The sequence below is a fragment of the Streptomyces sp. NPDC046122 genome, assembly GCF_056429965.1.
In genome coordinates this window covers 127,223-149,248 of record NZ_JBWKLQ010000013.1, presented here as the reverse complement: position 1 = coordinate 149,248, position 22,026 = coordinate 127,223, and the positions used below count along the sequence as shown (strand labels likewise).

Annotated in this window: 17 protein-coding genes and 1 pseudogene; 9 read left to right on the top strand and 9 right to left on the bottom strand. The window is 71.4% G+C overall.

The genetic code is table 11. From position 1 onward, the window contains the following. Nucleotides 1-5 precede the first annotated feature (5 nt). Nucleotides 6-1,025: a 5-dehydro-2-deoxygluconokinase gene (gene iolC, locus AC07FK_RS27420; RefSeq protein WP_479107621.1), complete on the bottom strand. Its 1,020-nt coding sequence runs from the start codon at nt 1,023-1,025 to the stop codon at nt 6-8. A gap of 126 nt (nt 1,026-1,151) precedes the next feature. On the opposite strand from iolC, the gene AC07FK_RS27415 reads away from it, so the two are divergent. From AC07FK_RS27415 to AC07FK_RS27395, 5 genes are all read left to right on the top strand, one after another. Then, entirely contained in the window at nt 1,152-2,063 is a 912-nt protein-coding gene (locus AC07FK_RS27415; protein WP_479107620.1) for a sugar phosphate isomerase/epimerase family protein, read from the top strand. A gap of 246 nt (nt 2,064-2,309) precedes the next feature. Next, nucleotides 2,310-2,507, top strand: a complete 198-nt coding sequence (locus tag AC07FK_RS27410; RefSeq protein ID WP_453407396.1) for a helix-turn-helix transcriptional regulator — start codon at nt 2,310-2,312, stop codon at nt 2,505-2,507. 266 nt (nt 2,508-2,773) lie between these two features. Then, nucleotides 2,774-2,992: a hypothetical protein gene (locus AC07FK_RS27405; protein ID WP_479107619.1), complete on the top strand. Its 219-nt coding sequence runs from the start codon at nt 2,774-2,776 to the stop codon at nt 2,990-2,992. A 244-nt stretch (nt 2,993-3,236) separates the two neighbouring features. Then, on the top strand, nt 3,237-3,548 hold the full coding sequence (locus tag AC07FK_RS27400) for a heavy-metal-associated domain-containing protein (RefSeq protein WP_479107618.1): 312 nt from the start codon (nt 3,237-3,239) through the stop codon (nt 3,546-3,548). A gap of 122 nt (nt 3,549-3,670) precedes the next feature. Next, a complete protein-coding gene (locus AC07FK_RS27395; protein ID WP_479107617.1) occupies nt 3,671-5,983 on the top strand; it encodes a heavy metal translocating P-type ATPase in 2,313 nt (770 codons plus the stop codon). A gap of 325 nt (nt 5,984-6,308) precedes the next feature. Here the strand turns inward: AC07FK_RS27395 and AC07FK_RS27390 are convergent, their stop codons facing one another. From AC07FK_RS27390 to AC07FK_RS27370, 5 genes are all read right to left on the bottom strand, one after another. Then, nucleotides 6,309-7,598, bottom strand: coding sequence for a citrate synthase (locus AC07FK_RS27390; RefSeq protein ID WP_479107616.1), 1,290 nt, complete (start codon nt 7,596-7,598; stop codon nt 6,309-6,311). A 196-nt stretch (nt 7,599-7,794) separates the two neighbouring features. Then, on the bottom strand, nt 7,795-10,059 hold the full coding sequence (gene recD2 / locus AC07FK_RS27385; protein ID WP_479107615.1) for an SF1B family DNA helicase RecD2: 2,265 nt from the start codon (nt 10,057-10,059) through the stop codon (nt 7,795-7,797). A gap of 256 nt (nt 10,060-10,315) precedes the next feature. Then, on the bottom strand, nt 10,316-11,140 hold the full coding sequence (locus AC07FK_RS27380) for a sugar phosphate isomerase/epimerase family protein (RefSeq protein WP_479107614.1): 825 nt from the start codon (nt 11,138-11,140) through the stop codon (nt 10,316-10,318). Further along, nucleotides 11,137-12,282, bottom strand: coding sequence for a dihydrodipicolinate synthase family protein (locus AC07FK_RS27375; RefSeq protein WP_479107613.1), 1,146 nt, complete (start codon nt 12,280-12,282; stop codon nt 11,137-11,139). The genes AC07FK_RS27380 and AC07FK_RS27375 overlap by 4 nt, the downstream gene beginning before the upstream one ends. Continuing rightward, nucleotides 12,279-13,415, bottom strand: coding sequence for a Gfo/Idh/MocA family protein (locus AC07FK_RS27370; protein ID WP_479107653.1), 1,137 nt, complete (start codon nt 13,413-13,415; stop codon nt 12,279-12,281). The genes AC07FK_RS27375 and AC07FK_RS27370 overlap by 4 nt, the downstream gene beginning before the upstream one ends. Before the next feature lie 109 nt (nt 13,416-13,524). Between AC07FK_RS27370 and AC07FK_RS27365 the strand changes: the two genes are divergently transcribed. Beyond that, the gene (locus tag AC07FK_RS27365; protein ID WP_479107612.1) at nt 13,525-14,607 is read left to right on the top strand and encodes a LacI family DNA-binding transcriptional regulator; all 1,083 of its coding nucleotides are present in this window, start codon (nt 13,525-13,527) and stop codon (nt 14,605-14,607) included. Nucleotides 14,608-14,983: 376 nt separating this feature from the next. Here the strand turns inward: AC07FK_RS27365 and AC07FK_RS27360 are convergent, their stop codons facing one another. Next, a complete protein-coding gene (locus AC07FK_RS27360) occupies nt 14,984-15,820 on the bottom strand; it encodes a substrate-binding domain-containing protein (RefSeq protein WP_479107611.1) in 837 nt (278 codons plus the stop codon). A 251-nt stretch (nt 15,821-16,071) separates the two neighbouring features. Here AC07FK_RS27360 and AC07FK_RS27355 point away from each other — a divergent pair, with 251 nt between their 5' ends. From AC07FK_RS27355 to AC07FK_RS27345, 3 genes and pseudogenes are all read left to right on the top strand, one after another. Then, complete coding sequence (locus AC07FK_RS27355) at nt 16,072-16,872, top strand: sugar phosphate isomerase/epimerase family protein (protein ID WP_479107610.1); 801 nt, start codon at nt 16,072-16,074, stop codon at nt 16,870-16,872. 457 nt (nt 16,873-17,329) lie between these two features. Beyond that, on the top strand, nt 17,330-19,207 hold the full coding sequence (locus AC07FK_RS27350; protein WP_479107609.1) for a glycoside hydrolase family 3 protein: 1,878 nt from the start codon (nt 17,330-17,332) through the stop codon (nt 19,205-19,207). A gap of 150 nt (nt 19,208-19,357) precedes the next feature. Further along, nucleotides 19,358-19,762, top strand: a pseudogene (locus tag AC07FK_RS27345) (hypothetical protein); the annotation flags it as partial. Nucleotides 19,763-19,900: 138 nt separating this feature from the next. Here AC07FK_RS27345 and AC07FK_RS27340 read toward each other — a convergent pair. Both AC07FK_RS27340 and AC07FK_RS27335 read right to left on the bottom strand, forming a co-directional pair. Next, entirely contained in the window at nt 19,901-21,331 is a 1,431-nt protein-coding gene (locus AC07FK_RS27340) for a S28 family serine protease (protein WP_479107608.1), read from the bottom strand. A gap of 65 nt (nt 21,332-21,396) precedes the next feature. Beyond that, on the bottom strand, nt 21,397-21,759 hold the full coding sequence (locus tag AC07FK_RS27335) for a hypothetical protein (protein ID WP_479107607.1): 363 nt from the start codon (nt 21,757-21,759) through the stop codon (nt 21,397-21,399). Nucleotides 21,760-22,026: the final 267 nt, after the last annotated feature.

The window sequence follows — 22,026 nt, the reverse complement described above, 5'->3', positions numbered from 1 at the left end:
GCCGGTCACGGCGTGGGCTCCGGCGGCGCGGGGACGGGGCCGCCCGCGAGGACCTGTTCGACCTCCGCCGGGTGCGGCATGGCGGACGAGCAGGCGAGCCGGGAGGCGACGATGGCGCCGGCCGCGTTGGCGTACCGCATGGTGTGCTCCAGGTCCCAGCCGGCCAGCAGCCCGTGGCACAGGGCCCCGCCGAAGGCGTCGCCCGCGCCGAGGCCGTTGAGCACGTCGACGGGTACGGGCGGCACTTCGGCGGCGGCGCCCTCGCGGTCCATCGCCAATACGCCCTTGGGGCCCTGCTTGACGACGGCGAGCCGCACCCCGGCGGCGAGCAGGGCGCGGGCGGCGGCGTACGGTTCCCGCTCACCGGTGGCCACTTCGCACTCGTCGAGGTTGCCGACGGCGACGGTGGCGCGGCGCAGGGCCTCGGCGTAGTACGGGCGGGCGGCGCGGGGGTCGGCCGGTCGCCGGGTCGCGTCCTGCCAGAACACGGGCCGCCAGTCCAGGTCGAAGACCGTCACGCCGTCCGCCGCGCCCCCGGTGCGCGCGTCCAGGGCCGCGAGGGTCGCCGAGCGGCTGGGCTCCTCGCACAGGCCGGTGCCCGTCATCCAGAAGATCCGGGCCGCCCTGATCGCGTCCAGGTCCAACTCCTGGGTCCGCAGCTCCAGATCGGGCGCCTTCGGCTGCCGGTAGAAGTAGAGCGGGAAGTCGTCCGGCGGGAAGATCTCGCAGAACGTCACCGGGGTCGGCAGGCCGGGGACCCCGGTGACCCAGCGGTCGTCGACGCCGAACTCCCGCAGCTGCTCGTGGAGGTAGTCGCCGAAGGGGTCGTTCCCGGTGCGCGTGACGAGGGCCGTGCGCCGGCCGAGCCGGGCCGCCGCGACCGCCACGTTGGCCGCCGAGCCGCCGAGGAACTTGCCGAACGTGTCGACCCGCGCCAGCGGGACACCGGCCCGCAGGGGGTAGAGGTCCACCCCGATCCGGCCCATCGCGATCAGGTCGTACGGCTCGTACGAGTTGGGCGGCATGCGCGTCCCTCCGGTCCGGCGGCTGCCCTCAGGTCTAGTGGGCCCCGCCGGACCCTGTCAACACATTGTCCTGACATTCGGACGAATCCTTGACACGTCGCGCGGGCGGCCGGAAGGCTGGCGCCCATGACCTCTCCCGCAGCAGCACCGCACCGCATCCGGGTGGGATCCGCCCCCGACTCGTGGGGGGTGTGGTTCCCCGACGACCCGCTGCAAGTGCCCTGGGAACGCTTCCTCGACGAGGTCGCGCAGGCCGGTTACCCCTGGATCGAGCTCGGTCCGTACGGCTACCTCCCGACGGACCCGGCCCGCCTCACCGACGAGACGCGCCGCCGGGGCCTGTCGGTCTCGGCGGGCACCGTCTTCACCGGCCTGCACCGGGGCCCCGAGGTCTGGGACGCCACCTGGCGGCACGTCGCCGCTGTGGCGGAGCTGACCCGGGCCATGGGCGCGGAGCACCTGGTCGTCATCCCGTCCTTCTGGCGGGACGACAAGACCGGGGAGGTGCTGGAGGAACGCACGCTGACGCCCGCCCAGTGGCGCACGCTCGCCCGCCAGACCGAGCGCCTGGGGCGCGAGGTGCGGGAGCGGTACGGGCTGAGAATCGTCGTCCACCCGCACGCGGACACCCACATCGACAGCGAGGAGAACGTCACCCGCTTCCTGGACGCGACCGACTCCTCCCTGGTCTCGCTCTGCCTGGACACCGGCCACTACGCGTACTGCGGCGGGGACAGCGTCAGGCTGATCGAGACGTACGGGGAGCGGATCGGCTACCTCCACCTCAAGCAGGTGGATCCGGAGGTCCTCGCCGAAGTCGTGGCGCGCGAAGTGCCGTTCGGGCCCGCCGTCGGGCGGGGCGTGATGTGCGAGCCGCCGGCCGGGGTGCCGGAGCTGGAGCCCGTACTGGCGGCGGCGCGGCGGCTGGACGTCGACCTGTTCGCGATCGTCGAGCAGGACATGTATCCGTGCCCGCCGGGCAAGCCCCTGCCCATCGCACAGCGCACGCGCCGCTTCCTGCGCTCCTGCGGCGTCTGACGCGCCCCCGCCCCGGCGCCGTCGACCGCCCCGCCCTCCCACCTGCCACACCGTCACATTTGTTGAACTCGTGTCACACATGTCTCCGTTACGCGGGTCTTCCGTCACAGCCGCACGACAGCCCCTCCCCGATCGTCACCGTGCGTCGTTCAACGAGCACAGGCTGAGTGATCGCCGGCGTTCGCGCCCCAGCCCCCCCGACGGCCCCCCGGCCGCCGCTGGGGCGCGCGCAGGGAGGTGCCACACATGACTGACCACAGGCTCTGGTCGTACAAGGAGATCGCCGCGCACATCCGGGTCCAGCCGGACACCGTGCGTTCATACCGCAAGCACGGGCTGCTTCCCCCGCCCGACCATGTGGAGGGCGGCAAGCCCTACTGGCGCCCCGACACCATCCGCTTGTGGGTGTCACGCCGTCCGGGCAACAGGGGCCGTAAGGAATGAGAACCTGCGACCCGCCGTTAAATGCCGTTTTCGCTTCACCTGTGCAGCGATGCACCCCAGATGCAGACATCTCGTGCGATCTCATTTCTGATATGCCGCGCGAAGGATTTGCGGGGCTATTCCGTGAGAGAAAAGCTGCACGTCAGGGGGGTTCTGTGGCGCTGAAGTGTGCACCGGAAGGAGACCTCGGAGTAAGTTGCCGGTCGACTTCCGGGCGTGATTGCATCCGCTTCGAGAACCCCATCGCATTAATGAAAGGGCGAGTAATGCGCAACAGCTTCACCTCCGAGGTCGAGACCAGCGAGCTCTCGGACGCCGCTCTGGACGGCATCGCGGGCGGCACGGCCCACGCCGGCGCCGACGTCGCCGGTCACAGCGCCTCCGTGTGCGTCGGCGACGTCGCCGGGGCCGCCGAGTCCGTCGCCGCCTCCCTGCCCCTCTCCCAGGTCACCGGCCTGGTCTCGGTGCGCACGAGCGGCATCTGAGGACAGGCGGCGCACCAGCATTGCTCGACCCGCCGGCGCGGGTGAACGCCGGCGGGCCCACAAACCCCGGAACCTCCCGTTCCGGGGTTTGTCGCGTTCCCGGGCGGCGCGGACCCGGCCCTCCCGGGCGAGGCACTCGCTTAATACCCCCTAGGGGTATAGTGTGGAGGTGTCGGGACGTCACGGTGTTCCCGTGGGTTCCCGGAGCACCACGACCGCGCACGCCTTCGAAAGGGAGAACGACATGACCGCCGAGACCGAGACGAAGACCGAGGCCACCGCGACCGGCTCCTGCTGCTCGCCGTCCGGCTCCTGCCACGACACCTCGGCCGAGGCGCAGCCGGGCGCCGTCACCGCCGTCTACCAGGTGAGCGGGATGACCTGCGGCCACTGCGAGGGCGCCGTCACCGGCGAGATCTCGGAGATCCCCGGGGTCACCTCCGTGAAGGCGGTCGCGTCCACCGGCCAGGTGACGGTGGTCTCCGAGGCGCCGCTGGACGTGGAGGCCGTACGCGCCGCCGTCGACGAGGCCGGTTACGAGCTCGTCGGGTCCTGAGGTCCGGGGACCCGCGAGGGCCCGTACCGCCGCACCACCCGCACCACCTTTCCCGGCCGGGCCGTACCGGACCAGTTCATACTGGCTCCCGTACGGCCCGGCCAGTTTCCTGGAGCAAGAAGATGACCAGCACAGCGCACGAGGCGCCGGCGTCGTCGGTGGACACCACCCAGGTCGAGCTCTCCATCGGCGGCATGACCTGCGCCTCCTGCGCCGCCCGCATCGAGAAGAAGCTCAACCGGATGGACGGCGTGTACGCCACCGTCAACTACGCGACGGCGAAGGCGAGGATCAGCCACGCCGGCACAGTGGGCGTCGCGGACCTCGTCGCCACCGTCGAGAAGACCGGTTACACCGCCGAGGAACCCGCGCCGCCCCCGGCCGCCCGGCCCGACGGCCCGCCGGCCGGACCGCGCGGAGGCGACGACCCCGAGCTCGCCTCCCTGCGGCAGCGCCTCCTCGTCTCGCTCGCGCTGGCCGCCCCCGTCGTCGCCCTGGCGATGATCCCCTCGCTCCAGTTCGACAACTGGCAGTGGCTCTCCCTGACCCTGGCCGCGCCGGTCGTCGTCTGGGGCGGTCTGCCGTTCCACCGCGCCGCCTGGACCAACCTCCGGCACGGCGCCGCGACCATGGACACCCTCGTCTCCGTCGGCACGCTCGCCGCGTTCGGCTGGTCGTTGTGGGCCCTGTTCTTCGGGCACGCGGGCATGCCCGGCATGCGGCACGGCTTCGAGTTCACGGCGTCGCAGCGCACCGGCGGCGCTTCGGCCGTCTACCTCGAGGTCGCCGCCGGCGTCGTCACGTTCATCCTCCTCGGCCGTTACCTGGAGGCGAAGGCCAAGCGGACGGCCGGCTCCGCGCTGCGCGCCCTGATGGAGCTGGGCTCCAAGGACGTCACCGTCCTGCGCGGCGGCACGGAGGTACGCGTCCCGGTCGACGCTCTCGGGGTCGGGGACCACTTCGTCGTACGGCCGGGCGAGAAGATCGCCACCGACGGCACCGTCGTCACGGGCGCCTCGGCGGTCGACGCCTCCATGCTGACCGGCGAGTCCGTCCCGGTGGACGTGACCGCCGGGGACGGCGTCACGGGCGCCACCGTGAACACCTACGGCCGGCTCGTCGTCGAGGCGACCCGCGTCGGCGCCGACACCCGGCTCGCCCGCATGGCCCGCCTCGTCGAGGACGCCCAGAACGGCAAGGCGCGGGTCCAGCGCCTGGCGGACCGCGTCTCGGCCGTCTTCGTACCGGTCGTGCTGCTCCTCGCCCTCGGCACGCTCGTCACCTGGCTGCTCGTCACGGACGACCCGGCCGCGTCCTTCTCCGCGGCCGTGGCCGTACTGATCATCGCGTGTCCGTGCGCGCTGGGACTGGCCACGCCGACCGCGCTCATGGTCGGCACGGGGCGCGGCGCCCAGCTCGGCATCCTGATCAAGGGCCCGGAGGTGCTGGAGTCCACCCACCGGGTGGACACCGTCGTCCTGGACAAGACCGGGACCGTCACGACCGGACGCATGGAGCTCCAGGAGGTCCACGCGGCTCCCGGCACCGACGAGGCGCTGCTGCTGCGCCTCGCGGGCGCGCTGGAGCACGCCTCCGAGCACCCGGTCGCGCGGGCCGTGGCCGCGGGAGCGGCCGGGCGGACCGGGCCGCTGCCCGGCGTGGACCGGTTCGAGAACGTCCCCGGACTCGGGGTGCGCGGCGTCGTCGACGGGCACGAGGTGCTCGTCGGCCGCCGGGCGCTGCTCGCCGGGGCGGGCGTGACGGAGCTGCCGCACGAGCTGGCGGAGGCCGGGGCCGCCGGGGAGGCCCGGGGGCGTACGACGGTGCTCGTCGCCTGGGACGGCGCGGCGCGCGGCGTACTGGCCGTCGCGGACGCGGTGAGGGAGACCAGCGCCGAGGCCGTGGCCCGGCTGCGCGAGCTCGGCCTCACCCCGGTCCTGCTGACCGGCGACAACCGGGCGGTGGCCGAGTCGGTGGCGCGTGCGGTCGGGATCGACCCGGAGCACGTGTACGCCGAGGTCCTGCCCGAGGACAAGGCCGGCGTGGTGCGGCGGCTGCGGGCCGGGGGCCGCACCGTGGCCATGGTCGGTGACGGCGTGAACGACGCCGCGGCGCTGGCCACGGCCGATCTGGGGCTGGCGATGGGGACGGGCGCGGACGCCGCCATCGAGGCGGGCGACCTGACGCTCGTACGGGGGGATCTGCGGGTCGCGGCGGACGCGATCCGGTTGTCGCGCCGGACGCTGGGCACCATCAAGGGCAACCTGTTCTGGGCCTTCGGCTACAACGTGGCCGCCCTGCCGCTGGCCGCCGCCGGGCTGCTCAACCCCATGATCGCCGGATTCGCGATGGCGTTCTCCTCGGTGTTCGTAGTGACAAACAGCCTTCGGCTGCGTACCTTCACAGGACGCACACATGGTGACGCACGTCACTGAGATTCGAGGGTAACCATTTGGCCGGCTCGCGAGTCTAAGTGGGCGATGCCAAGAACGTCTTGGGGGACGTTCGCGGACATGTCTTGGGGGACATTCCGGGCAAGCGTTGGCCGGGACACGTGCACCGGGGAGCTATGAGCGGCCCTCCCGTACGTACGCGTCCCGGCAGACCGCGTGCGGCGCTTCCGCACCCGACAGACGCCCGGCCGGATCCCGTGGGGGGAATCCGCTCCGGGGAAAGGGAAGCGCCCCGCATCGTCGACCCGTGGGGGGATCGGCGGCGGGGCGCTTTCCGCTTTTCAGCGGGAGTGCGGCTCGGGGCGTGTCAGCGGCCCTCGACCGGCACGAAGTCGCGCAGGACCTCGCCCGTGTAGATCTGGCGCGGGCGGCCGATGCGGGAGCCGGGCTCCTTGATCATCTCGTGCCACTGGGCGATCCAGCCCGGCAGCCGGCCCAGCGCGAAGAGCACCGTGAACATCTCGGTCGGGAAGCCCATGGCCCGGTAGATCAGACCGGTGTAGAAGTCGACGTTCGGGTAGAGCTTGCGCTCCACGAAGTAGTCGTCGGCCAGCGCGTGCTCTTCGAGCTTGAGCGCGATGTCGAGCAGCTCGTCGTCCTTGCCCAGGGCGGAGAGGACGTCGTGCGCCGCGGCCTTGATGATCTTCGCCCGGGGGTCGAAGTTCTTGTAGACGCGGTGCCCGAAGCCCATGAGCTTCACGCCGTCTTCCTTGTTCTTCACCTTGCGGATGAAGTTGTCGACATCGCCGCCGTCGGCCTGGATGCCTTCCAGCATCTCCAGGACGGACTGGTTGGCGCCACCGTGCAGGGGGCCCCACAGGGCGCTGATGCCGGCGGAGATCGAGGCGAACATGTTCGCCTGCGAGGAGCCGACCAGACGCACGGTGGAGGTCGAACAGTTCTGCTCGTGGTCCGCGTGCAGGATCAGCAGCTTCTCGAGCGCCGCGACCACGACCGGGTCCGGCACGTACTCCTGCGCGGGGACCGAGAAGGTCATGCGCAGGAAGTTCTCGACGTACCCGAGGTCGTTGCTCGGGTAGACGAACGGGTGACCGATCGACTTCTTGTACGCGTACGCCGCGATGGTCGGAAGCTTGGCGAGGAGGCGGATCGTCGAAAGGTGACGCTGCTTCTCGTCGAACGGGTTGTGGCTGTCCTGGTAGAACGTCGACAGCGCGCTGACCACCGACGACAGCATGGCCATCGGGTGCGCGTCGCGGGGGAAGCCGTCGAAGAACCGCTTCACGTCCTCGTGCAGCAGCGTGTGCTGGGTGATCTCGTTCCGGAAGGCGGCGAGCTCGTCGACCTTGGGCAGCTCACCGTTGATCAGCAGGTACGCCACCTCGACGAAGGTGGAACCGTCGGCCAGCTGCTCGATGGGATATCCGCGGTAGCGCAGGATGCCCTGCTCACCGTCGAGGTAGGTGATCGCGGATTTGTACGCGGCCGTGTTGCCGTATCCGCTGTCGAGAGTCACCAGCCCGGTCTGAGCCCGGAGCTTCCCGATGTCGAAGCCCTTGTCACCGACGGTGCTGTCGATCACCGGGTAGGTGTACTCGCCATCGCCGTACCGCAGTACTACAGAGTTGTCGCTCACGTCATCCCTCACCGACGTAGTGCCTCTTCTTCGAGGTGCCCTGACTGTCTCTACCATCCCCCATTTGGCTCAGCAGAGTGCACTCGGGGTCGGCCATTAGGCCCATTCGCGGCACTCAGTGCCGCCAACCTGCTCATCCTGCCCCCTTACCCCCGGTTCTGGAAGTCGAGCGGGACGTTTGCCATGAACAGTCCCCCTATGGGGCGTTTTGCGCGGCGGAGTGGCTCCTCACGATCCGCCCCGCGAGCCGGTGATCGAGCGCCGTACACCGCCGGCCTGCGGAAACCGTGCGGACGGCCTGTCCGATGGCCTTGCGGGAGCCGACCAGCACCACCAGCTTCTTGGCCCGGGTCACCGCCGTGTAGAGCAGATTGCGCTGGAGCATCATCCACGCACCGGTGGTGACCGGGATCACCACGGCCGGATACTCGCTGCCCTGCGAGCGGTGGATCGTGACGGCGTACGCGTGCGCCAGCTCGTCCAGCTCGTCGAAGTCGTACGGAACCTCCTCGTCCTCGTCGGTCAGCACGGTCAGGCGCTGCTCGTCCGGATCGAGCGAGGTCACCACGCCCACGGTGCCGTTGAAGACCCCGTTCTGTCCCTTCTCGTAATTGTTGCGAATCTGGGTCACCTTGTCTCCGACGCGGAACACCCGGCCGCCGAACCTCTTCTCCGCAAGGCCGGGCCTGGCCGGGGTGATCGCCTGCTGGAGCAGCCCGTTGAGCGCGCCGGCGCCGGCCGGGCCGCGGTGCATGGGGGCCAGCACCTGGACGTCGCGCCTGGGGTCGAGGCCGAACTTCGCGGGGATGCGGCGGGCCGCCACGTCGACGGTGACCCGCCCGGCGTCCTCGGTCTCCTCCTCGGCGAAGAGGAAGAAGTCCGGCAGACCCTGCGTGAGGGGATGGAGCCCGGAGTTGATGCGGTGCGCGTTCGTCACCACGCCCGACTGCTGGGCCTGCCGGAAGATCCGGGTGAGCCGTACGGAGGGCACCGGTCCCCCGTCGGCCAGGAGGTCGCGCAGCACCTCCCCCGCGCCCACCGACGGCAGCTGGTCGACGTCTCCCACCAGCAGCAGGTGAGCGCCGGGCGCGACGGCCTTCACGAGCTTGTTGGCCAGCAGCAGGTCGAGCATCGACGCCTCGTCGACGACGACGAGGTCGGCGTCGAGGGGCCGGTCCCGGTCGTACGCCGCGTCGCCGCCCGGCTTCAGCTCCAGGAGCCGGTGCACGGTGGACGCCTCGGCGCCGGTCAGCTCGGCAAGGCGTTTGGCCGCGCGGCCGGTGGGGGCCGCCAGGACCACCTTGGCCCTCTTGGCGCGGGCCAGCTCCACGATGGAGCGGACGGTGAAGGACTTGCCGCAGCCGGGGCCGCCGGTCAGCACGGCGACCTTCTCGGTCAGCGCCAGCCTGACCGCCGCCTGCTGCTCGGGCGCCAGCTCGGCCCCGGTTCGGCCCGCGAGCCAGGCCAGCGCCTTGTCCCAGGCCACGTCCCGGAAGGCCGGCATCCGGTCCTCCGGGGCGCGCAGCAGCCGCTGGACCTGCGCGGCGAGGGACACCTCGGCGCGGTGGAACGGGACGAGGTAGACGGCCGTGACCGGGTCCCCCTCACCGCCCTCCGGCGGCGGCACCTTCTCCCGTACGACGCCCTCCTCGTCCGCCAGCGCGGACAGGCAGTCGATCACCAGGCCGGTGTCCACCTGGAGCAGCTTCACGGCGTCGCTGATCAGCTGCTCCTCCGGGAGGTAGCAGTGGCCCTGGTCGGTGGACTGGGAGAGCGCGTACTGGAGGCCCGCCTTCACCCGCTCCGGGCTGTCGTGCGGGATACCGACGGACTGGGCGATCCTGTCGGCGGTGAGGAAGCCGATGCCCCACACGTCGGCGGCCAGGCGGTAGGGCTCGTTCTTCACGACGGAGATGGAGGCGTCCGCGTACTTCTTGTAGATGCGCACCGCGATGGAGGTCGAGACGCCCACCCCCTGAAGGAAGATCATGACCTCCTTGATCGCCTTCTGTTCCTCCCAGGCGGCCGCGATCATCTTCGTCCGCTTCGGGCCGAGCCCCGGCACCTCGATCAGCCGCTTCGGCTCGGTCTCGATGACGTCCAGGGTGTCGACGCCGAAGTGCGTGGTGATCCGGTCGGCCATGACCGGTCCGATGCCCTTGATCAGCCCGGAGCCGAGGTAGCGGCGGATGCCCTGGATGGTGGCGGGCAGCACGGTGGTGTAGTTGTCCACGAGAAATTGCCGACCGTACTGCGCGTGGGAGCCCCACCGTCCCTCCATGCGCAGCGACTCGCCGGGCTGCGCGCCGAGCAGGGAACCCACGACCGTGAGGAGGTCGCCGCCGCGGCCGGTGTCGACGCGGGCGACCGTGTAGCCGTTCTCCTCGTTGGCGTAGGTGATGCGCTCCAGGACGCCTTCGATCACCGCCGGGGGCGCGGGAACACCTGTGGGACTTGGCATGATCCGACGCTACCGCCGAGGTCCGACAGCGCGGCACGTGCGGGGAAAACCAAGGAGGCCCGGTCCGTCGACCGGGCCCCTCAGATCCCCCTCCCAACAGGCCTCCCCGAATCCCCCCGGATCCCCACCCAGAAGCCCTGATGCCAAGTAGGACCCGCGAACCCGGGCAACGGTTGCACGGAGAGGTGGATTTATTTGACGAAGCCACAAATCACCTGTGGACGATCAAAGCATGATCAAAAACGCAGCATTCCGGTCACGCCGGAAGGGCGTGCGCGACATAGCGTTCCGCCACCTCCGCCAGCACCTCCGCGCCGTCGCGGGCCCACAGCTCCTCGTTGAAGATCTCCACCTCGACGGGCCCGGTGTAGCCGGCCGCGTCGACCAAGGCGCCGAAGCGGCGGAAGTCGACCGCCCCGTCCCCCAGCTGTCCCCGGCCCAGCAGCACACCGGCGGGCAGCGGAGTGATCCAGTCCGCCAGCTGGTAGGCGGCGATGCGGCTCCCCGCTCGGGCGATGCCCTCCGCGAGGCGGTCGTCCCACCACAGGTGGTACGTGTCGACGACCACGCCCACCCGCTCCGCCGGGAAGCGCTCGGCCAGGTCGAGGGCCTGGCCGAGGGTCGACACCACGCAGCGGTCGGAGGCGAACATCGGGTGCAGCGGTTCGATCGCCAGCCGTACGTCCCGTTCGGCGGCGTACGGCACCAGCTCGGCCAGCGCCTGTGCGATGCGCTCGCGCGCCCCGTGCAGGTCCCGGCTGCCGGGGGGCAGGCCGCCCGAGACCAGGACCAGGGTGGCGGTGCCGAGCGCGGCGGCCTCGTCGACGGCCCGGCGGTTGTCGGCCAGGGCCGGCGCACGGTCGTCCCCCGTGAGGAACCCGCCCCGGCACAGGCTGGTGACGGCCAGCCCCGCGTCCCGCATCAGCCGGGCGGTGCGCTCGACGCCGTACGCCTGCACCGGCGCGCGCCACAGCCCCACGCCGGGGACGCCCGCCTTGACGCACCCCTCGGCCAGCTCGGGCAGCGACCACTGCTTGATGGTCTCCTGGTTGATGCTGAGCCTGGACAGGCCGTCGGTCACTGGTCCACTCCGTGCAGGGCGAGGAAGGTCTTCATACGGGCTTCGGCGAGGAGCGGGTCGGGGAACAGCCCCAGGGCGTCGGCCAGTTCGTACGCCCGGACCAGGTGCGGCAGCGAGCGGGCCGACTGGAGGCCGCCGACCATCGTGAAGTGCGACTGGTGGCCCGCCAGCCAGGCGAGGAGGACCACGCCCGTCTTGTAGAAGCGGGTGGGGGGCTCGAACAGATGGCGGGACAGCTCGACCGTCGGGTCGAGCAGGGCCCGGAAGCCCTTCTCGTCACCGGTGTCCAGGGTGCGGACGGCCTGCGCCGCCAGCGGCCCGAGCGGGTCGAAGATGCCGAGCAGGGCGTGGCTGAAGCCCTGCTCGTCGCCGGCGATCAGCTCCGGGTAGCTGAAGTCGTCGCCCGTGTAGCACCGCACGCCCTTCGGCAGACGCCGGCGCAGACCGACCTCGCGCCGGGCGTCCAGCAGGGAGACCTTGATGCCGTCGACCTTGTCGGGGTGCGCGGCGATGACCTCGAGGAAGGTCTCCGTGGCGGCGTCCAGGTCCGCACTGCCCCAGTAGCCTTCGAGCGCCGGGTCGAACATCGGGCCGAGCCAGTGCAGGATCACCGGCTCGGCCGCCTGACGCAGCAGGTGCCCGTACGCCGCCAGGTAGTCCTCGGGGCTCCGGGCGACCGCCGCCAGGGCCCGGGACGCCATGAGCACGGCCCGGGAGCCGGTCGACTCGACCAGGGCGAGCTGTTCCTCGTACGCGGCGACGACCTCGGCCGGGGTGGCCTCACCGGGCGGCAGTTGATCGGTTCCGACGCCGCAGGCGATCGAGCCGCCCACCGCCTTCGCCTCGGCGGCCGAGCGGCGGATGAGCTCGGCGGCGCGGGGCCAGTCCAGCCCCATGCCGCGCTGCGCCGTGTCCATCGCCTCGGCCACGCCCAGGCCGTGCGACCACAGGTGGCGCCGGAAGGCCAGCGTGGCGTCCCAGTCGACGGCGGCGGGCCCCTCGGGGGACACGTCGGCGAACGGGTCGGCCACCACGTGCGCCGCCGAGTAGACCGTGCGGGAGGTGAGCGGGGCGCCGTCGGGGGCGAGCGCGAGGGGCGTGGTCCGGGGCTCGTACGTGCCGTGCGGGAGTCTGATCGTCACAGCGACAGCTCCGGCACGTCGTAACGGCGGCCCTCGGCCGAGGACTTGAGGCCGAGCTCCGCGAGCTGGACGCCGCGCGCTCCGGCGAGCAGGTCCCAGGTGTAGGGCTCGTCGAGCACCACGTGCCGCAGGAACAGCTCCCACTGGGCCTTGAAGCCGTTGTCGAAGTCCGCGTTGTCGGGGACCTCCTGCCACTGGTCGCGGAAGGAGTGCGTGACCGGCAGGTCCGGGTTCCACACCGGCTTCGGGGTCGCCGCCCGGTGCTGCACGCGGCAGTCGCGCAGGCCCGCGACGGCGGAGCCGTCCGTTCCGTCCACCTGGAACTCGACCAGCTCGTCGCGGTTGACGCGGACCGCCCAGGAGGAGTTGATCTGCGCCACCGCGCCGCCCTCCAGCTGGAAGATGCCGTACGCCGCGTCGTCGGCGGTGGCGGCGTACGGCTTCCCGTGCTCGTCCCAGCGCTGCGGGATGTGCGTCGTGACGTGGGCCTGGACGCTGGTGACACGGCCGAACAGCTCGTGCAGCACGTACTCCCAGTGCGGGAACATGTCGACGACGATGCCGCCGCCGTCCTCGGCCCGGTAGTTCCAGGACGGCCGCTGCGCGTCCTGCCAGTCCCCCTCGAACACCCAGTAGCCGAACTCGCCCCGGACGGACAGGATCCGGCCGAAGAACCCGCCGTCGATCAGGCGCTTCAGCTTGAGCAGGCCCGGCAGGAAGATCTTGTCCTGTACGACGCCGTGCTTGACGCCCGCCTCCCTGGCGAGGCGGGCCAGGCCGAGCGCGGCGTCCAGGCCGGTGGCCGAGGGCTTCTCCGTATAGACGTGCTTGCCCGCGGCGACGGCCTTCCTGATGCCCTCCTCGCGGGCGGACGTGACCTGCGCGTCGAAGTACACGTCGACCGTCCCGTCGGCGAGCACGGCGTCGAGGTCCGTGGACCACTCGGTGAGTCCGTGCCGTTCGGCGATCTCCCTGAGCGCGGGCTCGCGGCGGCCCACCAGCACGGGCTCCGGCCACAGCACCGTGCCGTCACCGAGGTCCAGGCCGCCCTGCTCGCGGATGGCGAGCACCGAGCGGACGAGGTGCTGGCGGTACCCCATCCGGCCCGTGACGCCGTTCATGGCGATGCGCATGGTCCTGCGTGTCACGAAAGTTCCTCCGTACGGCCGTAGCAAGCGCTTTCTATACGCTATGAAGCTAGCCTGCGGACAGCGGCTCGTACAAGACCCGGAGGACGACCAGATGACAGTGACCTTGGCGGACGTGGCGGCCCGCGCCCGGGTGTCGCCTGCCACCGTCTCCCGTGTGCTGAACGGCAACTACCCGGTCGCCGCCGCCACCCGGGAGCGGGTCCTGCGCGCGGTCGACGATCTCGACTACGTGCTGAACGGGCCGGCGAGCGCGCTCGCCGCCGCCACCTCGGACCTCGTCGGAATTCTGGTCAACGACATCGCCGACCCCTTCTTCGGGATCATGGCCGGGGCGGCCCAGTCCCAGATAGGCGGGCCGGAGGGGGCGGGCGCGGGCCGGGCCGGCGGCGAGAAACTCGCGATCGTCTGCAACACCGGCGGATCGCCCGACCGGGAACTCACGTACCTGACGCTGCTCCAGCGCCAGCGCGCCGCGGCGGTGATCCTGACCGGGGGCGCGATCGAGGACCCCGAGCACTCGGCCGCGGTCGCGGCGAAGCTCGCCAAACTCGCGGACGGGGGCGCGCGGGTCGTCCTGTGCGGCCGGCCCCCGCTGCCGCCGGACGGCGGCGAGGTCGTCGCGGCGGCGCTGACCTTCGACAACCGGGGCGGGGCGCGGCGGCTCACCGAGCACCTGCTGACCCTCGGGCACCGGCGGATCGGCTACGTCGCCGGGCCGGTGGAGCGCACGACCACCCGCCACCGGCTGGAGGGGCACCGGGAGGCGATGGACGCGGCCGGGCTGGGCGCCTCGGTCGACGGGCTGACGGTGCACGGGCCGTACGACCGCCGGTCCGGTTACGACGCGACGCTGGAACTCCTGCGGCGGGACCCGGGGCTGACGGCGGTGGTCGCGGCGAACGACACGGTGGCGCTCGGCGCGTGCGCGGCGCTGCGGGAGCAGGGGCGCAGCATCCCTGACGACGTGTCGGTGGCGGGCTTCGACGACCTCCCCTTCTCGGCGGACGCCGTGCCGGCCCTGACGACCGTACGGCTGCCGCTGCACGAGGCGGGGGCGCGTGCGGGCCGCCTGGCGATGGGCCTCGAGCAGGCGCCGCGGGGCGGCATCGCGCCGGTGGCGGCGGAACTGATTGTCCGCGGGTCCACGGGGGCGCCGGCTTCTGCGCGGGGGTGAGGGGGCGGGGTTCCGCTCGCTCGGCTTGCCTTGTCGGTCTCGTGCGGTTCCGGCCTTCTTCGGCTCTCCTTGTCGGTCTCGTGCGGGGGCGGGCCGCTCCGGGGGCGGCGTTCGGGACTGCATGGTTCAGGCGCGGAGCGGCGCCCTTTGTACGACGCCCGTGCCTTGCCCACACATCACGCTTTACGTCCCGAACACCACCCCCTGCGCGTCCCACCCCCTTGCGCGGATGGGGCGAACGAACCCGCCCGCCGCCGGGCCGGGTCACAGTCCCCCGCGGCACGACGCACGGTCACCGGCTGGAGACGCGACCAGGGGCTGATATTCGACCGGGCATGGCCTCGCTTCTCGCCTCTCGCGAGTCACTTCCCCTTCGTCAGAGTCTCAGAGCCTTCGTCACCTGGGTGAAGAAGCGGGCGTGGGCCGCGATGCTGGCCGGGAGTTCGGGGTTCCAGGGGATCACGTGGACGTCGGACAGACGGGTCGTGTCGACCGGCGCCGCGTTGGCGCGGTTGTCCGCCAGGACGACCTGCGGAGCGAGCGCCGCCGCTTCGTCCCAGGTGACGGTGGACCAGTTCGCGCCACCCCCGGCGGGCGGCTCCACCAGTCGTACCCCCAGCCCGGCGAGCGCGCGCAGGTCCGGCCAGGACTCCGGACGGGCGAGGTGGACCCGGTCGTCGTCCGCCGGGGAGAGGGCCAGCACCCGGGGCGCGTCCGCCGTCGCGACCGTACGCAGCCCCTCGCGCACCGCGTCCAGCTCCACCGGCGGCTCCGCACCTCCGAGAGAGGCCGCCAGCGCGGCGAAGCGCCCCCGGATCTCGTCGAGCGAACGGCCCCGGCCGACATCCAGTACGACGACCGGCACCCGTTCTTCCAGGTACTTCGCGGCGTCCGCCTCGATCCCGTACACCTGCCCGCCCCCGTAACTGACCGCCACGACGAGGTCCGCTCCCGACGACAGGACACGGTCCGGGTCGAAGGACGCGCCCGCACCGAAGTACCTGACCTCACCGAGCGGCAGATGACCCGCCTTGGCACGGTCGGGCGCGTCACCGTCGTGGTACGAGCCGAAGACCCCCAGCGGAAGTAAACCGTGGTCCCAGAGAGTCGCTCCCGCCTGGACGTAGGCGACGACCCTCATGGGCCACCGGGGGGCCGACAACACCTGCCCCCGGTCGTCTGCGAACTGCCATATCGCGTCTGCTGCTGTCATGCGCGAGTCCTGCCCCGCCGGAAGCGTCGGTACGCCGCCGTTTGGAGGACGACGGCCTGCGCCCGCCCGGCCCGCTGGTCCGTACGGTGATCGGCCTCGCTTACGCGGCGGGCTAACGGGAAGTCGTGCTGTGGACGAGTGATGTCGTCGGCACGCCGCTGCCGCGCGCATCACCGAGAAGCCGCACCGCTCGTACGGAGCGGACCTGGCGGGCCAGACTGGCGGCTCTCCCTTCAGGAAGGAGCATCACAGTGAAGTACGCCTTCTCCACCCTCGGGGTGCCCGGCATGCCGCTGCGCGATGTCGTACGGCTGGCGAACTCGACGGGCTACGACGGCGTGGAGCTCCGCGCGCACCCCGACGAGCCGGTCCACCCCGCGCTCGGCATCGAGGACCGGGCGGACGTGGTCGAGCGCTTCGACGACGCGGGCGTCCGGATCCTGGCGGTGGCGGGGTACGCGCAGGTGGCGGCCCCCGGCGACGACGAGCCCGTACACGAGGAGCTGCACGGCCTGCTGGCCCTGGCGCGCGACCTGGGAGCGCCGTACGTCCGGGTCTTCCCCGGCGGCGGCGACGAGCAGCCCCAGGAGGAGGCGGACGCGACGGCGGCCCGCCGTCTGGGGCTTGCGGCGGAGACCGCGGCCGACATGGGCGTACGCATCCTGCTGGAGACACACGACTCGCACCGCACGGGCGCGGCGGCATCACGTGTGCTCGGCCCGGTGGGGCACAAGAACGTAGGCGCGCTCTGGGACGTGATGCACACCTGGCTCGGCGGTGAGACCCCGGCCGCGTCACACGCCGTACTGGCCCCGCACCTCGGATACACGCAGGTCAAGGACATCGCGTCGGCCGACGACACGACTCCACTGGCGCTGGGCGCGGGAGCCCTGCCACTGGACGAGTGCGTGGCGCTGCTGGACGACGACGCGTGGGTCTGCTGGGAGTACGAGAAGCGCTGGTACCCCAAGGCAGCCGACCTCCCCGGCATGCTCGCCGCAGGCCGCGACTACCTGGAGCACCTCACCCGCACCCCCCGCACCCGCCCGTAGGCCCCCACAACCGGAACGCGACGAACCCCCCACTCCGCGCACCCCAACCCCCCTCCCGCCCCGCCCACCACACCTCTTGCGCCCCCGCCACGATGCGCGCATCTGACGCCACGTCACCCCCGCCGCCTCCCCCACCCGCCAGACACCCGCCACCCGGCGACGCACGAGCACCCACTCACCGGGCCTGACCCGTGGGCTCCCCCCGGGGGGGCCGGACCTCCGACGCCACCCTCCCAAAAGGCGGCCCCCACACCAGAAACAACCACCGCCACAGGCCCATCGAAGCCCTCTCCCCCACACACGCCCCCGCCGAATGCTCCAGGGCGGCTCCCCTGTGTGGGGGGTCCGAGCCGGTTTTGCTGCTGCACCCTTGACCTGGCAGTTACTTTCCGGATATCCGTGACTCCTTGGCAGTTTCCTTCAACTCCGTTGTCGAGTACGGCTGTAAGGAGCTCACGTGCACCATCACCGCACCTCCAGACGCACCCTGCTCACCGCGACCGCCGCCGCCGTGGCCGCGACCGCCGTCGGTACGACGCCTGCCCTGGGCGCGCCCCACCCGTCCGCCACTGGCACCACCTCCGCCTCCTCCACGACCACCACCTCCATCACCCGTAACCGCCTCAAGCGCCTCATCTCCCGGATGAGCCTGGAGGAAAAGGTCGGCCAGCTGTTCGTGATGCGGGCGTACGGGCACTCCGCGACCGAGCCCGACCAGGTCGACATCGACTCCAACCTGAAGGAAACGGGGGTCCGGACCGCGGCCGAACTCGTCGCGAAGTACCACGTCGGCGGCATCATCTACTTCGCCTGGGCGCACAACACCCGCGACCCCCACCAGATCGCCGACCTCTCCAACGGCATCCAGCGCGCCGGACTCGCCCAGGACACCCCCGTCCCCCTCCTCATCTCCACCGACCAGGAGCACGGCATCGTCGCCCGCGTCGGCAAGCCCGCGACCCTCGTGCCGGGCGCGATGGCCCTCGGGGCCGGCGGGTCGCGGTCCGACGCGCGGAAAGCCGCACGGATCGCCGGGGCCGAGCTCGCCGCCATGGGCATCATGCAGAACTACGCGCCCGTCGCGGACGTCAACGTCAACCCCGCCAACCCCGTCATCGGCGTACGGTCCTACGGCGCCGATCCCGAGGCCGTCGCCGGCATGGTCGCCGCGCAGGTGAAGGGGTACCAGGGCGCGGGTGTCGCCGCCACGTCGAAGCACTTCCCCGGACACGGCGACACCAAGGACGACAGCCACTACTCCCTCCCGACGATCCATCACACCGCCGAGCAGTGGGAGCAACTGGACGCGCCGCCCTTCCGCGCCGCCATCGCCGCCGGCATCGACTCGATCATGACCGCGCACATCGTCGTACCGGCGCTGGACCCGGCCGAGGACCCGGCGACGCTCTCCAAGCCGATCGTCACCGGCGTGCTGCGCGGGCGGCTGGGCTACGACGGCGTCGTGGTGACCGACTCCCTCGCCATGGCGGGCGTACGGCAGAAGTACGGCGACGACCGCGTGCCCGTCCTGGCGCTCCTCGCCGGGTGCGACCAGCTGCTGAACCCGCCAAACCTGCCCGTCGCGTGGAACGCCGTCCTCAAGGCGGTGCGCGACGGGGAGCTGAGCACGGAGCGGGTCGACGAATCGATTTTCCGCATCCTGCTGCTCAAGGCCAAGCTGGGCCTGTTCCGCGACCCGTACGTCTCCCACGAGGGCGTCGACCGGACCGTGGGCACCCGTGCCCATCTCGCCGCCGCGGACCGGATCGCCGACGGGACGACCACGCTGCTCGCCAACGATCGCGGCCTGCTGCCGATCGGGCGTCGTACGCACCGGAACGTGCTCGTCGTCGGAGCCGATCCCGCGTCCCCGACCTCCACCACCGGGCCGCCCACCACCGTCGTCGCCAAGGCTTTCGACGAGCTCGGCTTCACCGCCACGGCCCTCTCCACAGGGATCACGCCGACCCCCGTGAAGATCAAGGAAGCGGTGGCGGCGGCGAAGGGTAAGGACGTGGTCGTCGTGGGGACGTACAACGTCTCGGCGACCAGCCCTCAGCGCACGCTCGTCCGCGAGCTGGCCGCTACCGGTGTGCCCGTCGTCGCCCTGGCGATCCGCAATCCCTACGACATCGCGCAGCTCGAAGGCACCGGCTTCGGCGCGAGCGTCGCCGCGTACTCCTGGACCGACGTCGAACTGCGCGCCGCCGTGCGCGCCATCGCCGGTCATACGACTCCGCGGGGGAAGCTGCCCGTTCCGATACAGCGCGCTGACGACCCGGCGAAGGTGCTGTATCCGCTCGGGTACGGGCTCACCTACTCCCGTACCGGCTGACCCGACACCGGCCGAACTGACACCGGCTGACCCGACACCGTCCCGGCCGGCCCATCACGACACCGATGCCGGTACCAGCCGGCCAGCCCCCAGGACAACGGCACGGCGGGGTTCGCCGGCCCGGGCACGGGGCGTACGCCCGGTACGCCCCGCCCTCCCCCGCGGGTCCTGGCCCGGCACGGGGGCGCGGCGGGCGACGGGCCGGCGTGCCCGGTCCGTACGGACTTCGTCCTGCACATCTCCGAGAGCCGGCCCGCGTTCGACGAGGACGGTGACGGGGCCGTGCCGCGCGGCTTCGCGTGCATGCGGAACCTGGAGGAGCCGCATCCCGGCGATCCGGGGAAGGGCGGCGGGCCCCGGAAGCTCGTCGGGGACTGTCTCTCCACCGCGCGCAAGGGGCAGGTGAACGAGGCGGCGTGCGACGGGTCGGGCGAACGCGTGCCCGAGTTCGTCATCACCGCCGCCGTGCAGAGGCGGGCGCAGTGCCCGCCGACGACGGCGCTGTACGTCCACCTGGGCGGCGAGAAGCCGGTGGGCTGCGCCCGCCGGGTGTGAGACTCCACCGGAGACTCCACCACGACGGGCGCAACCGGCCGCACGCACCATCTGCCGTATACGTACATGCGTACCGCAAGCAGGGCCCGTACTACGACCGTGCACGGCCCGTACCTACGACCGCCCCACGGCCAGTACCTACGGCCGCAGCATCTGCCGCTGCTCCACGTTCCGCTTGTCCAGCTTCGCGTCGTACGACGCCAGCGGCTTCGCCTTCGACGGGTCCGCCTGGACGGCGGCCGGAGCGACGCCCGCCCACTCCAGGATCTCGGCGGTGGCCTTCGCCTTCTCCTCCGGGACGAGGCCCGCGACGTTGGCGCCGTGGTTGGCGCCCGGCGCGGTGAAGACGTACGCGTCGCGCGCGCCCTTGCCGAGGCGGAACGGCTCGGCGCTCCACGGGTCGTTCTGACCGTTCACGAACATCATGCGCGTGGCCTTGTGCCGCACCCAGCTGTCCACGTCCCGCATCGCGCTCGGGTCGAACTTCATCGGGATGTCGCGCGGCACGTAGACGCGCGGCTGGAAGAAGTCCGGACCGTACTTCATGAGGCCGTCGAGGTGCGGGTACTTCACCTGCGGCGCGCCCAGCTGGGTGCCCGCCTGGTAGTAGTACGGCGTGTACGTCGCCAGGCTCTGGTCGCTGTAGGCGGCGAAGCCGGAGATGGCGTCGACGTAGTCGTAGATGACCTGGTCGGAGGAGTCGGCCGCGGGGACGTCCGCGCAGTCGCTCGCCCTGCTGTACTGCCAGAAGGCCCAGACGAAGTCGAGGACCGTGGACTCGTACGCCTTGTCCAGGCTGCCGACGGTGTCGAAGGTGGCGTTGTTGGCGTCCGCCCACTCCTTCACCTTGGCGCTCAGCGGCTCGCGCCGCACCAGTGCCTCGCGCTGCACGGCGTTGAGCGCGTCGCGGCACTCCTTGGTGCCGACGTTGCGGAAGAAGCGGTCGTACGCCGCGTCCCGCTTGTTCACCACGTCGTTGGGGGCGACGTACGCGACGACGCCGTCCATGTCACGCGGGTAGAAGCGCTCGTAGTACGTGGCGGTCATGCCGCCCTTGGAGCCGCCGGTGGAGATCCACTTCTTGGAGTAGATCTTCTTCAGCTCGGTGAAGATGCGGTGCTGGTCGCTCGCGGCCTGCTTGATGTCGAGCTTCGACCAGTCGGCGGGCGAGGGCCGGGACGGAGTGAAGAAGCGGTACTCCATCGACACCTGGTTGCCGTCGATGATCTGCGTCGGCTCGCTGCGACGCGGCGTCGTCGAGACGTTGTACCCGCTGGTGAAGAAGACCGTCGGGCGGTTGGTGTCCTTGTGCAGCAGGGTGATCCGCTGCTTGAACGTGCCCTTGGACGGCTGCCGGTGGTCGACCGGCTGGGTGTAGTTCAGTACGAAGTAGCGATAGCCGGTGTACGGCTTCTCCTCCACCAGGCTCATGCCCGGTATGGCGAGTATTCGCTCCTTGATGTCCTGCTCCGGCTCGGCGGTGGTGACCGCTCCGGCCGGTGAGCTGCCGAGGCCCACGGTGCCTATGAGCACCGCGAACGACAGCAGCAAGCTGCGCGCCTTGCGCATTCGCCCTCCCCTGTAGTGACAGACGACGGGGCGAACCTAGCGGGGCAACTCCCGTACCACCAGCCTCAGCAGAGAATCCAGCCGGTGGAAGCCTTCCGCTCGCCGACCGAACCGTGCGCCCGTACGCAGCGGTTGAGGGCGTAGACCGTCACGGGTCCGGCGCGGTGGGTGAAGCGGCCGCTGTCCCTGGCGGTGCGGCTGCCGCGCGCCTGGATGGTGACCGTCATGGCCTGCCGTACGCCGGGGCGCTTGGAGACGGTGACGGCGCAGGCGTAGCGGCGGCTCTTGTAGATGTGCAGCTCGCCGGTGGCGAAGGCGACCGTCCGCACCTTGCGTCCGGAGCACGGGCCGACGGCCTCGGCGGTTCCCGTGCCGGGGCCGGCGAGCAGCAGGCCCGCCGCCGCGACCACGAGGACAAGTCCGTACACCAGGTGCTTTTTTACCGCCCCACTCGCACCACCGAACACGCGTGTCCCCTTCCCCCACTTGAGCGTACGTACGTGCGTACGGACGCTCAGAGGGTACGGCGCGGTTGCGGAGCATCCGGGCGAAGGTGTGGGACAAGGCGTGAAGGACCGCGATCACGGGGCGGGGGGGGGGGGGGGAGGAAACACACTTACAAGGAGGAGTCCACCCACCCCCCACTTCTCTCTTCTCCCCCACATCTCCCCCAAACGGGGGGAGCTGCTCTTCTT